Genomic DNA, 12316 nt, shown 5'->3' on the forward strand with positions numbered 1-12316 from the left:
GGCCTCAGCCCGGCAGCGCGGCATAGCGGATCTCGAGGGCGGGGCTGCCGTCGAAGCTGTCGATCCGGCTGCCGTCCCCGCCGAGGAAGGGCTCGTCGATGATCTGTCCCAGCCGCTTCCCGCCCTGCGTCAGCAGCGCCTGCGGCCCGTAGCCCGCGCTCCAGCAGCCCGTCGCGGGGCGCCAGCCCGGCAGGATCAGCAACTCGGGCCGGCCTTCGGCATCGAGCTGAAGCTCCGGCGCCGCGCCCTGGCGCACCGGCAGCCCGCGGCAGAGCATCACCCGGCCGGCCACTCGCGGCGGATCGAGCGCAGCCAGCGCCATCTCGGCGATCAGGGGGGCCAGCAGCGCGCCATGGGCGATCCCGTTGCACAGGATGCCCGCATGGGCGCCGCCGCGGCTCTGCAGTGCCACGCCGAGACCGGGGAAGGCGGCGACATGGGCGGTATTCGCCATCCCGATCCGGCCGTCGCGGCCAAGGCAGACCAGCCCGGCATCCGCGCCCGGCCGGGCCTCCGCCACGCCCGACGCGGCCTCGGACGGCGACTGGCCCGCGGCCATCGCGGCCAGCGCGGCCCCGGCGGGGCTGGTGCCGTCGGGCCCGCGCAGATTGGGGAAGCGGTGGCCGGTCACGAGCCCGGCCGCGGCATCGCCGGGGGTGAATTGCGACAGCGGTTCGGGCCGGTGCGGGCCGCTCGACATCAGCACGGCACGGTCCGCCCCGAGCGCCGCGCCGGGCAGCCCGGCCTCGAGCAGCGCCCGTGCGCCGCCCTGCTGGATGCCGCAGCGCCAGAGCCCCTGCGGCCCGAGGCAGGCGAAGCTGACGAAACCGCCGATCGCGCCCGTGCCCACGGCCTCGGCCCGCGCCAGCGCGCCGAGGATCGCCTGGCCGGCGCCCCGTCCCGAAGCGGCGATGCCGATGGTCATCCCGCCACCCAGTGGCCCGCGCCGGTCTGGTGCAGCGGCCCGGCCGCGGCGGGTGGGCCGGGCGGCACGGGCGGTGCGCGCAGGGCGCCGGGATCGGGGACCGGCGCGGCGGCGATCAGCGCCTGCGTGTAGGGGTGCTGCGGGCGGTCCATCACCGCCTCCGCCGGGCCGAGCTCCATCAGCCGCCCACCGCGCAGCACCGCGACGCGATGGGCGATCCGGCGGACGACCGCGAGGTCATGGGTGATGAAGAGGAAGGCGAGCCCGGTGTCGCGCTGCAGCCCGAGCAGCAGCTCGAGGATCGCGGCCTGCACCGAGACATCGAGCGCCGAGGTCGGCTCGTCGGCGATCACCACCTGCGGCGAGGGCGCCAGCGCGCGGGCAATGGCGATGCGCTGGCGCTGCCCGCCGGAGAATTCGTGCGGCAGCCGGTCGAGCATCGCGGCGGAGAGGCCGACGCGCTCCATCAGCTCCCCGGCCGCCAGCCGCAGCGCCTTGCCCGAAAGCCCGCGATGGATCGCCAGCGGCTCGGCCAGCGTCGCCCCGGCGGTGAAGCGCGGATCGAGGCTGGCGAACGGGTCCTGGAAGACCATCTGCACGCGCGCGCGGGCCTTGCGCAGCGCCGCGCCGCGCAGGCCGGTGATCTCCTCTCCCGCCACGTGGACGCTACCCTCATGCGCCAGGTCGAGCCGCGCGCCGATCCGCCCCAAGGTCGACTTGCCCGAGCCGCTTTCGCCGACCAGCGCCAGCGTCTCGCCCGGGGCGACGGCCAGGTCGATGCCGTCGAGCGCCCGGTGCCCGGCGCGGCGCGACAAGAGCCCGCGCGCGCCGAAGCTGCGGCCGATGCCGCGGAAGGCCAGGGCCGAGCGGTCGGCGGCGGGCGGCGGATCGCGCCGCAGCGGCCCGTCCATCCGCGGCACCGCGGCCAGCAGGTCGCGGGTGTAGCCCTGCGCGGGCGCCGCGAAGATGTCCCGCGCGGTGCCGGTCTCCACCAGATGGCCGCGCCGCATCACCGCGACCCGGTCGGCCATCTCGGCGACCACGCCCATGTCATGGGTGATCAGCAGCAGGCTGGTCCCGGTCTCGCGCGCCAGCTGCCGCATCAGCGCGAGGATCTGCGCCTGCACGGTGACATCGAGCGCGGTGGTCGGCTCGTCGGCGATCAACAGCTCCGGCTCCAGCGCCAGGGTCATGGCGATCATCACCCGCTGCCGCATGCCGCCCGAGAATTCATGCGGATACTGCGCCAGCCGCGCCGCGGGCTGCGGGATGCCCGCGGCGTCGAGCATCTCCACCGCGCGGGCCCGCGCCGCCGGGCCCGTCATCCCCTTGTGGACCGCCAGCGCCTCGGTCATCTGGCGGCCGATGGTCAGGACCGGGGTCAGGCTGGTCATCGGCTCCTGGAAGATCATCCCCATGCGCGGGCCGCGGAGCCTGCGCATCTCCCGGTCGGCGAGATCCGTGATGTCGGTGCCGCCGAGCCGAATGCGCCCGCCCGTCCGCCGGGCGCCGCGCGGCAGCAGCCCCATCAGCGACAGCGCGCTGACCGACTTGCCCGAGCCGCTCTCGCCGACAAGGGCCAGGGTCTCGCCCTTGGCAATGAACAGGTCCAGGTTTTCGACCACGGGCAGTGCGCCGAAGGCGATGGACAGGCCGGTCACGTCGAGAACGGGCATCAGCGGCCCTCCGATCTGGGGTCGATGGCTTCGCGCAGCGCGTCGCCGAGGATGTTGAAGGCGAAGACGGTCAGCGCGATGGCGAGGCCCGGATAGAGCATCAGCCAGGGCGCGCGGGTCATGAAGTCCCGCCCGGCGGACAGCATGTAGCCCCATTCCGGCTGCGGCGGCTGGGCGCCGAGCCCGAGAAAGCCCAGTGCCGCCGCCGCGAGGATCGCGTTCGACAGGCCCAGCGTCGCCACCACGATCATCACCGGCAGCACGTTCGGCAGCAGGTGCCGCAGGATCAGCCGCATGTGGCCTGCGCCCGCGGCGATGGCGCCCTCGTAATAGGGCTTCGCCACCTCGCCGAGCGCGGTGGCATAGGCGGTGCGGGCATAGAAGGGCACGGCGGCCACGCCGACCGCGACCATCGCATTGGTCAGCGACGGGCCCAGCACGGCGACGAAGGCCAGCGCGATCAGCGTCTCGGTGAAGGAGAACAGCACGTCGGTCGCCCGCATCAGGATGCGCTCGGGCCAGCCGCCGAAATGCGCCGCCGAGAGCCCGGTGACGAGGCCCAGCACCAGCGAGATGCCGACCGCGATGGCGCCGATCTGCAGCGTCAGCCGCGCGCCGTAGAGGATGCGGGACAGCACGTCGCGGCCCAGCTCGTCCGTGCCGAGGAGATGCGCCGCGCCAGGCGCGGTCAGCGGGCGGCCCGCGGCCATCTTCGCGGGATCGAAGGGCGCCAGCCAGGGCGCGGCAAGCGCCGAGACGACCAGCGCGAGGACCAGCGCCGCGCCGATGGCGCCGCCGGGGCTGCGCAGGATGCGCCGCCAGAGCGGGCGCGCCTTGCGCCGGGTCTCTGGCGGGGCGGTCTGGGCGATATCGGCCATCAGCTTCTCCGGATTCTCGGGTCGAGCAGCGCGTAGACGAGGTCGAGCAGGAACATCACGACGACGACGGTCGTGGCGAAGACCAGGATGAAGCCCTGGATCACCGGATAGTCGCGCTGGAAGATCGCCTCGATCGCCAGCCGCCCGATGCCGTTCCAGGCGAAGATGTTCTCGACCACGATGGCGCCGCCCATCATGTAGGTGAATTGCAGCCCCATCATGGTGACGACCGGGATCAGCCCCGAGCGCAGCACGTGGCGCGACTGGACCATGGCCTTCGGCAGGCCCTTGGCATTGGCGGTGCGGACGAAATCCTGCTCCATCACGTCGATCATGCTCGACCGCGTCATTCGCGCGACGATGGCGGCGTTCGACAGGCCCAGCGTCATGGCGGGCAGAACCAGCGCCAGAGGCCCGCCGCCCGCGACCGGCAGCCAGCCCAGATCGACGGCGAACCAGAACATCAGCACGAGGCCCAGCCAGAAATGCGGGATCGAGACCCCGGCGATGGCGGTCATCATCACCGCGCTGTCCACCCAGGTGCCGCGCCGCGACGCCGCCCAGAAGCCCGCGGGCAGCCCGATGGCGACGGCGATGGCCATGGCCGAGAAGGCCAGCAGCAGCGTGTTCGGCAGCCGCGCCATCAAGAGATCCGCCACCGGCTGCTGGCCGCGGATCGTGACGCCCATGTCGCCCTGCAGCAGCCGCCCGAGATACTGGACGTACTGCACGGCGATCGGCTGGTCGAGGCCGAGCCGCGCGCGGATCTCCTCCAGCTGCTCGGGCGTGGTGCCCTGGCTCTGGGCGTACATGATCTGCACCGGATCGCCCGGCACCAGATGGATCAGCAGCGTCACCGCGACCGTGGCGACGAGGATCGTGGCCAGGCCCATGGCGAGGCGCTTGGAGAGGTAGGAGAGCATCGGGCGGTCCTTCCTGTGCGGCGGGCGCGGCCCTGAGGCCGCGCCGGGGCGTCAGAATTTCACGTCGTTGAAGACCGGATAGACGAAGGGCGCGACATGGAAGCCCTCGACCTCGGGGCGCACGGCGAAGACCCATTCCCAGCCCGGCGTGTAGAGCGGCACGTGGATCGACTTGTCCAGGAGATAGGCCATCACGTCCTCGACCGCCGCCTTGCGCTCGTCCGGATCGGCCAGCACGCGGGTCTTCTCCAGCATCGCGTCGAGCTCGGGCGAGGTGTAGCCGCGATAGGCGCCGGGCGAGTGCCAGAGCGCATAGAGGATGTCCGGATCGTACCAGGACCAGGTCATCATATCCATCGAGCCGATGCCGTCGGGGGTCTCGTTCTCCTGCCGGACGCGGGCGTTCATCGTGCCGATATCCATCATCTGGATATTGGCCTTGATGCCGACCTCGGCCAGCTGCGCCTGGAACACCTCGGCCAGCCGGTCGCGCTTGCCGCCGGTCCAGACCAGCATGTTGACCTCCAGCGGATTGTCCGGCCCCCAGCCGCCGGCCTCGGCCAGCAGCGCCTTGGCCGCCTCGGGATCGTACTGGGCGCGGTGCGCGGCGCAGAACTCCTGGTCATTGCCGAAGACGCCGCGCGAGATCGGGCACTGCTCGGGGATCGAGAGATCGCCGTAGATCAGCATCAGCGCGGTATCGACATCGGTGGCGCGGGCGACGGCCTCGCGGACGCGCTGGTCGTCGAAGGGCGCGCGGTGCAGCGCGAATTCCCAGAACACGTTCTGGCCGGTATTCTCGGCAATCGCGATCTTCAGCTCGCCGGATTCCTGCAGCGCGGGCACGTCGTCGAGCGGCGGCTCGGCGATCTGGATCGCGCCGGTCTTCAGCCCGGCCAGCCGGGTCTGCGGCTCGGGCACCGTGGTGACGACCAGCCGGTCCATGTAGGGCGCCCCGGGATTTTCGGCGAGCTTGCCGTGATTAACATAAGCTGGATTCCTGGACAGGACGATCCGGTCGCCCTTGGTCCAGCTGTCGAGCATCCACGGGCCCGATCCGATCGCCGCGCTGGTGCCGAAGCCCTCCGCCTCGGCATTGGTGTCGCAGAGGATCGAGGAGAAGCTGTCGGCCAGGAACGGGATCAGCGCGACGAAGGGCGAGGACAGCGTCAGCTTCACCGTCAGCGGGTCGACGGCCTCGGCCGCGGTGATCGGCCCCCAGCTCGCCTGCGTGACCGAGGGATTCTGCGCGTCGAAGGCGCGCTCGACGGTGTATTTCACGTCATTGGCGTCCAGCGGCGTGCCGTCATGGCACATCACCCCCTCGGCAAGATGGAAGGTGTAGCGCAGCCCGTCCTCGCTCACCTCCCAGCTCTCGGCGAGGTTCGGCACCGGCGCGCCGGTCGCGTCGGTGGCCAGCAGCGTGTCGTAGATCAGGCTCCAGACCTGCAGCGAGAGCGTCGAGGTCGCCCGGTGCGGATCCAGCGTGTCGATATCGCCGTAGCGGGCCCAGACGATGTCCTTCGCGGCCAGCGGAGAAGCAGCGGCACAGCCCAGGACGGCGCCCAGCCCGAGCTGGCGCAGACGGTTGGCGGTCATGTGGTAACTCCCTGTCATGTGGACCGGCGCCTGGCCGCTGTCGCGATCTGTGTCGCGCCCGGCCGGGTCTCGGCAGCAACAGGAGGCGACAGGCAGCGCCATCGGTCAAGAAAGTTTCAGATCTGATCCTGAAAGTTTCAGGTCTGATCCAAATTGCCGACCGGCGCGGCGGCACGGCCGCAGGGTTGCGATCAGAAGTCGTCGCCCGAGAGCTCGGCCCATTCCGAATGGATCTGCGAGATGTATTCGAGTCGCTCGAGCGCCGGTTCGCCGATCCGCAGCGCCAGCGAGGAACAGAAATAGGTCAGCACCGAGACCGGGGCGACGACGCTGTCGAAAGCGCCGGCCCCTTTCGTGCGGCAGCGCAGCGTGACGCTGGCCGCATCCTCCGCCACCGGCGCGATCTGGTCGGTGATGAAGGTGACATGCGCCCCCGCCTTGCGCGACGAGGCCATGACCGAGCGCAGCGATTTCGTCCGCCGCCCGACGCCGAGCGCCAGCACCGCATCCGAGGCGCGGATCGAGGCGAATTCCTCGGGCACGGAGAAGCCGCCGATCGGGATCATCCGGATATCGGGCTTGACGCGGATCAGCAGCGCCCGGGCGAAATGCGCCAGAGGGTAGTTCTCGCCGAAGCCGACCACCCAGATCTTGTCGGCCAGCGCGAAGGCGCGGATCGCGGAATCCAGATCGTCCGAGCGGATCTGCTCGATCGTGCGGGTCAGGTTCTGGACCTCCGCGGTCAGGTGCTGCGCCTGGCTGACTCGCGGCGTGCCGAAGCGGGCGCGCCATTCCGGCTCCCGCCCGCCGCCGTCGATCGAGCGTTTCGCATCGGCCCGCGCCACCCGTGCCCCGGCATAGCCCAGGCGGCGGAAGAACCGCGCGGCAGTGGCCTTCGACACGCCGGCCCGCGTCGCCAGCGAGGTCGCGCTTAGCTCGGCCACCAGATCGGGCGCCTGCAGGATCGTGTCGGCCATGCGCCGCTCGGACCGGGTCAGTTCGTCGTAGATATCGACGATGCGCTGCGACACGTCATGCATGGAGCTCTCCCGCTTGTTCCGGAACTGAAACACTGCAGGCGCCAAGTTTCAAGCCGCCGGGCCGATCTGGTCCGGATTTCGCCCGGGACGGCCGCCCCCGGACCCGCCCGGGCGGAGCCGGCCGGGAATTTCCGCGCCGCGGCTTGACCTTCCAGCGGCTGGAACGACCATGTGCTCCAGGTACCCGCTGCCACGACAGGAGACCCGCATGCACGCCGACCATGCAGACGCCCACGAGCATTCCGGCCATCGCGCCGCCAAGGTCACCCGCGATCCCGTCTGCGGCATGACCGTCGACCCCGCAGCGGGCAAGCCCGAAGCCGAGCATGACGGGCATGTCTATCACTTCTGCTCCGAGGGCTGCCGCGGCAAATTCCTGGCCGCGCCGCAGGACTACCTGAGCGCCACCGACCCGGTCTGCGGCATGCAGGTCGACCGGTCGACGGCCGCCCATATGCTCAAGCACGACGGCCATCGGCACTATTTCTGCTCGCAGAAGTGCCAGACCAAGTTCGAGGCCGATCCGCAATCCTATCTGGGGGACCGCCCCGCGGCGGAGCCGATGCCCGCGGGCACCATCTATACCTGCCCGATGCATCCCGAGATCCGCCAGGACCATCCCGGCGACTGCCCGAAATGTGGCATGGCGCTGGAACCCGAGACCCCCTCGGCCGATAGCGGCCCGAACCCCGAATACACCGATTTCCGCCGCCGCCTGGCGATCACCGCGCCGCTGGCGGCGGCGGTCTTCGTGCTGGAGATGGGCGCGCATCTGGGCCTGCCCTTCGCCGACTGGATCGGCCACCGCGCCTTCGGCTGGGTGCAGTTCCTGCTGGCCACGCCGGTCGTCTGGATCTGCCGGCCGTTCTTCAAGCGCGGCTGGGCCTCGATCGTCAACCGCTCGCCCAACATGTGGACGCTGATCGCGCTCGGCACCGGGGCGGCCTACCTCTTCTCGGTGGTCTCGCTGCTTGCGCCGGGGCTCTTCCCGCAGGCGATGCGCGACGGCATGGGCATGGCGCCGGTCTATTTCGAGGCGGCGGCGGTGATCCTCGTCCTCGTGCTGGTCGGCCAGGTGATGGAGCTGGCCGCGCGCGAGCGCACCGGCGACGCGATCCGCGCGCTTCTGGACCTCGCGCCGAAGACCGCGCGCAAGGTGACGGAAGCCGGCGAGGAGGACGTGCCCCTCGACCAGGTCGCCGCGGGCGACCTCCTGCGCGTGCGCCCGGGCGAAAGCGTGCCGGTCGACGGCACGGTGACCGAGGGCCGTTCGGCCGTCGACGAGAGCATGATCACCGGCGAGCCGGTCCCGGTGGAGAAGACCGAGGGCGAGCCCGTCACCGGCGGCACGCTGAACAAGTCCGGCAGCTTCGTGATGCGCGCCGAGAGCGTCGGCGCCGACACCACGCTGTCGCGGATTGTCGGCATGGTCTCGAAGGCGCAGCGCTCGCGCGCGCCGATCCAGGCGGTGGCCGACCGGGTGGCGTCGTATTTCGTCCCGGCCGTCGTGGCCGTCGCGGTGCTGGCCTTCCTGGCCTGGGCGCTCTTCGGCCCCTCGCCCGCGCTCAGCTACGCCTTCGTCGCCGCGGTCTCGGTCCTGATCATCGCCTGCCCCTGCGCGCTCGGCCTCGCGACGCCGATGTCGATCATGGTGGCGACGGGGCGCGGCGCGCAGGCCGGCGTGCTGATCCGCGATGCCGAGGCGCTGGAGCGGTTCTCCAAGGTCGACGTGCTGGTCGTCGACAAGACCGGCACGCTGACCGAGGGCAAGCCGGCGCTGACCGACACGGTGCCGGCGGAAGGCACCGAGGCGGCCGAGCTGCTGTCCCTGGCCGCCGCGCTGGAGCGCGGCTCCGAGCATCCGCTGGCCGAGGCGATCCTGGCGGGCGCGCGCGACGCGGGGGCGGAAGAGCTCTCCGCCGGCGATTTCGAGGCGGTGACGGGCAAGGGCGTGACCGGCACGGTCGGTGGCCGCCGCGTGGCGCTCGGCAATGCCGCGCTGATGGCCGATGAGGGCGCCGGGCTGGACGCGCTGGAGGCGCGGGCCGCCGAGCTTCAGGGCGAGGGCAAGACGGCGATGTTCGTCGCGGTGGAGGGCCGCGCGGCGGGGATCGTGGCGGTGGCCGACCGGATCAAGGAGACGACGCCTGAGGCGATCCGTGCACTGCACGAGGCCGGGCTGCGCATCGTCATGGCGACGGGCGATGCCGAAGCGACGGCCCGCGCGGTGGCCCGCGAGCTCGGGATCGACGAGGTCCATGCCGGGGTGAGCCCGGAGGACAAGCACGCGCTGGTGGAGCGGCTGCGCAGCGAGGGCCGCTCTGTGGCGATGGCCGGGGACGGGGTGAACGACGCCCCTGCCCTGGCCGCGGCCGATGTCGGCATCGCCATGGGCACCGGCGCGGATGTGGCGATGGAGAGCGCGGGGATCACGCTGGTCAAGGGCGATCTCGGCGGCATCCTGCGCGCGCGCAGGCTGGCACAGGCGGCGATGGCGAACATCCGCCAGAACCTGTTCTTCGCCTTCGTCTACAATTCCGCGGGCGTGCCGCTGGCGGCGGGGCTGCTCTATCCGCTCTTCGGCGTGCTGCTCTCGCCGGTCGTCGCCGCGGCGGCCATGAGCCTCTCCTCGGTCTCGGTGATCGGCAATGCGCTCCGCCTGCGTGCTGCCAAGCTGTGACGGGACGCCGGCGGCGGCGAAGTGGGTCATGGCGCGCGGAGCGCAAGAGCCGTTAGGCGGGGCCCGCCCCGCCCGCGCCATCCCCCTTTGGCGGACCATTTCTCCGCGGCCAGCATCACCGGCGCGGGTGCCGCCCGAGGGGCTGGCCGCTTGACCCGACCTGACACCATGCCCGGTGACGGCGCGGGACGCCGACATCGTCCTGGCTCAGATGGCGACGTCCCGGCTGTTCGCGTCGCCGGGAATGGTGCTGCCTGAGCAACGCGCCTGCGCCGCCCCACCGCTGCCGCCTCATGACGGGAGATGGCACCGGATGCTCCCCTCGGCCGTCCCGGCGGCCCGGCCGCCGCCGAACCGGTCCCGGTCCCGCTTTGCGCAGAACATGGCGCGGGCGGCGCGCGCTCCTTTCCTGGCTCGGGCTGCCCTCCCCGATCGCGCGCCGCAAGTGCCGTCCCGGCGGCGCTCTCCGGAACCGACCAGGCTGGATCATGGACGGCGGCGCCGAACCTGGCTCCGTCGGCGGGGGAGACCTTGGATGACATCCCGCCCCGCAGGACCCGCGCCCGGACGGGTCGGCGCGGCCGGTAGCAGGCTGGCAGCGGGGTGCCCCCGGCTGATCCTCCGGGCCCGCCGCGCGGGCGATCAACCCTGCGGCATGCGCTGACCGGCCTGCGGCAGCGGGTCCGCTCCGGACGCCCCCTGCCCGGCGCGGCTGCGCCAGCCCGTCCACGGAGACCCGGCCTTTGCGCGTGATGGCGCCTGCTCGCAGCGAGGCGGGCGTCGGCCGGACGCGATGTGGTTCGCTCCGACTAAGTCCCATGGCATTGAAATGCTGCGGATTTCGTCCTGTTTCCTTTGCCATGGGGTGCAAGGTTCGGCATGCTTCAGGTCGAAACCCTGCAATTCCAGGCCGCCGATGAATCATCGTTCCCGCCGGCCAGAGCAATGCGAGGGACCGTCGTGCCAGTGGCAAGGCGCAAGCCCGTAGAATGACCTTCTCCGGCCGCGCCTGGTCGAGATGATCGATTTGCGCCACGAAATCGCGAAGCTCGCCGGGCTGATCGACTGGGAGGTCTTCAAGCGCGAGTGGTCCGGGTTCTGCCCGTCGAAGACCGGCCATCCGGCCGCGCCGCCGCGCCTGGTTAAGGGCTTTCTGCAGCTCCAGCATGCCGATCGCCTTTCCGATGGCGGCGTCGTCGCTGGCTGGATAGAGAGCTCGTACTGCAAGCACTTCACCGGGCAGACATTCGCCGGGAAAACAGTCGCCCGGATTGTTTTCTGATCCTCCTCCCGTCGGCATCGCTCCGCCTCGCTGACGCGGTGGCGCAAGCGGATCGGCGAGCGAGGCGGCCCGCGCCCTTGGTCCGAGCACGCCGACGAACAGCGCCGAATGGATGTCCGCGCAGAATGAGGAGGATCGGGAAAGGCCCCGGTGGGGCGTTTCCCCGACGAATGAGGCCGGGAAGGCATCGGGGGCCATTGACAGGCGCAGCCTCGAGCGGGTGGCCGTCTGGAGTCCGGAGGGGACCGTGGCGCCAGTGCCGCCGCGAAAGCCCCGCAGGAAGGCATCGCCCATACGACGGACTCGCGGCTCCATGAACGACCCCAGGCGCAGCCGGTCGCGCTGGCGCAGGAGGCCGGGGGGAGCTGCGCCAGTCCTATGCCCGGCTCGCGCCGCGCCTAGCGCGCCAAGTCGGCCGCGACGCCCATGCCCGGCAGTTCAGGCGGATGCGCAAGGCCCTGAAAAAGCTCAGGGGTTACACCGGGAGGGTGATGCGCGACCTGCACCGCCATCTCGGCGGCATCCCCGAGGGCACCCTCCGCGACCGGATGGTGGCGAAGATCGCGCTGGTGCTGCGGCTCCTGCACCAGACGCCGAAAGGCCGGGGCAAGATCTACGCGCTGCACGGGCCCGCGGTGGATTGCATTTCCAAGGGCAAGGCCCGCATCCGCAGCGAATGCGGCTGCAAGGTCAGCCTGGCGACGACGCTGGACGAAGGCTTCGTGGTCGGCGCGCGCAGTTTCCCGGGCAATCCGCATGACGGCCACACGCTCGGTGCTGCGCTGGAACAAGTCGAGGTTATCACCGGCGAAAGGCCGGGATTGGCCGTGGTCGACCGCGGCTATCGCGGACACAAGATTACCGCCACAAAGGTGCTGATCAGCGGCCAGCGCCGCGGCGTGATGCCCACCCTGGCCGCCGATTTGCGGCGCCGGAGTTCCACCGCGCCCGAGATCGGCCACAGTGAGGCCCCGAACACCGGTCCAGGTGAGCGGGCCGAACGACGGATGGCTGTCGCGATCTCCGCGGAAAGGGACTGACGGCGACGCGATCTTCGCGGTGCTCTGCGGCTGCGGGCTCAACAGCCGCAAGGTCCTTGCTTGCCTGCGGGCCATTCGGGCCTGGCTCATCGCAACCATCGTCGCGTCCATGACCACAGATCGGGACCGTCGCCGGGACCTTGCCGCCGCCTGATCGCGTTGTCCAAGATCGACGATGTGGTCCGCCACATCATGCGCGGGCCTCTGGAACCTCCCTTACCCGTGCGGGGCCCCGGCGATGCGGCTTTCGGCATTCTCGGCGCGGAAGCGGCA

General features: G+C 71.3%; 7 protein-coding genes and 1 pseudogene. 2 read left to right on the forward strand and 6 right to left on the reverse strand.

Annotated features, from left to right (window positions below):
* Positions 1 to 4: 4 nt before the first annotated feature.
* The 6 genes from FGX59_RS15240 to FGX59_RS15265 form a co-directional block, all read right to left on the reverse strand.
* Positions 5 to 925 (reverse strand): hypothetical protein, encoded by a 921-nt coding sequence (locus FGX59_RS15240; RefSeq protein WP_138467759.1) that lies wholly within the window; start codon positions 923 to 925, stop codon positions 5 to 7.
* Complete coding sequence (locus tag FGX59_RS15245) at positions 922 to 2601, reverse strand: ABC transporter ATP-binding protein (protein WP_138467761.1); 1680 nt, start codon at positions 2599 to 2601, stop codon at positions 922 to 924. Before FGX59_RS15245 ends, FGX59_RS15240 begins: the two co-directional genes overlap by 4 nt.
* Positions 2601 to 3479 (reverse strand): ABC transporter permease, encoded by an 879-nt coding sequence (locus FGX59_RS15250; protein WP_138467762.1) that lies wholly within the window; start codon positions 3477 to 3479, stop codon positions 2601 to 2603. Before FGX59_RS15250 ends, FGX59_RS15245 begins: the two co-directional genes overlap by 1 nt.
* A complete protein-coding gene (locus FGX59_RS15255; RefSeq protein WP_138467764.1) occupies positions 3479 to 4402 on the reverse strand; it encodes an ABC transporter permease in 924 nt (307 codons plus the stop codon). Before FGX59_RS15255 ends, FGX59_RS15250 begins: the two co-directional genes overlap by 1 nt.
* 51 nt (positions 4403 to 4453) lie before the next feature.
* The gene (locus tag FGX59_RS15260) at positions 4454 to 6001 is read right to left on the reverse strand and encodes an ABC transporter substrate-binding protein (RefSeq protein ID WP_138467766.1); all 1548 of its coding nucleotides are present in this window, start codon (positions 5999 to 6001) and stop codon (positions 4454 to 4456) included.
* A 191-nt stretch (positions 6002 to 6192) separates the two neighbouring features.
* Positions 6193 to 7041 carry a MurR/RpiR family transcriptional regulator gene (locus FGX59_RS15265; RefSeq protein ID WP_138467768.1) on the reverse strand — a complete coding sequence of 283 codons (849 nt, stop codon included), beginning with the start codon at positions 7039 to 7041 and terminating at the stop codon, positions 6193 to 6195.
* A gap of 208 nt (positions 7042 to 7249) precedes the next feature.
* On the opposite strand from FGX59_RS15265, the gene FGX59_RS15270 reads away from it, so the two are divergent.
* Positions 7250 to 9721 carry a heavy metal translocating P-type ATPase gene (locus FGX59_RS15270; RefSeq protein ID WP_206078366.1) on the forward strand — a complete coding sequence of 824 codons (2472 nt, stop codon included), beginning with the start codon at positions 7250 to 7252 and terminating at the stop codon, positions 9719 to 9721.
* A gap of 1081 nt (positions 9722 to 10802) precedes the next feature.
* A pseudogene (locus FGX59_RS15275) lies at positions 10803 to 12197 on the forward strand (IS5 family transposase); the annotation flags it as partial.
* Between the last annotated feature and the right edge of the window lie 119 nt (positions 12198 to 12316).

This window comes from Poseidonocella sp. HB161398, from assembly GCF_005870025.1.
GTDB lineage: Bacteria > Pseudomonadota > Alphaproteobacteria > Rhodobacterales > Rhodobacteraceae > Mangrovicoccus.

Bases quoted from the DNA above. Each gene is read 5' to 3' on its own strand.
- FGX59_RS15255 (WP_138467764.1), bottom strand. From the start codon at position 4,402: ATGCTCTCCTACCTCTCCAAGCGCCTCGCCATGGGCCTGGCCACGATC.
- FGX59_RS15260 (WP_138467766.1), bottom strand. From the start codon at position 6,001: ATGACCGCCAACCGTCTGCGCCAGCTCGGGCTGGGCGCCGTCCTGGGC.
- FGX59_RS15240 (WP_138467759.1), bottom strand. From the start codon at position 925: ATGACCATCGGCATCGCCGCTTCGGGACGGGGCGCCGGCCAGGCGATC.
- FGX59_RS15250 (WP_138467762.1), bottom strand. From the start codon at position 3,479: ATGGCCGATATCGCCCAGACCGCCCCGCCAGAGACCCGGCGCAAGGCG.
- FGX59_RS15270 (WP_206078366.1), top strand. From the start codon at position 7,250: ATGCACGCCGACCATGCAGACGCCCACGAGCATTCCGGCCATCGCGCC.
- FGX59_RS15245 (WP_138467761.1), bottom strand. From the start codon at position 2,601: ATGCCCGTTCTCGACGTGACCGGCCTGTCCATCGCCTTCGGCGCACTG.
- FGX59_RS15265 (WP_138467768.1), bottom strand. From the start codon at position 7,041: ATGCATGACGTGTCGCAGCGCATCGTCGATATCTACGACGAACTGACC.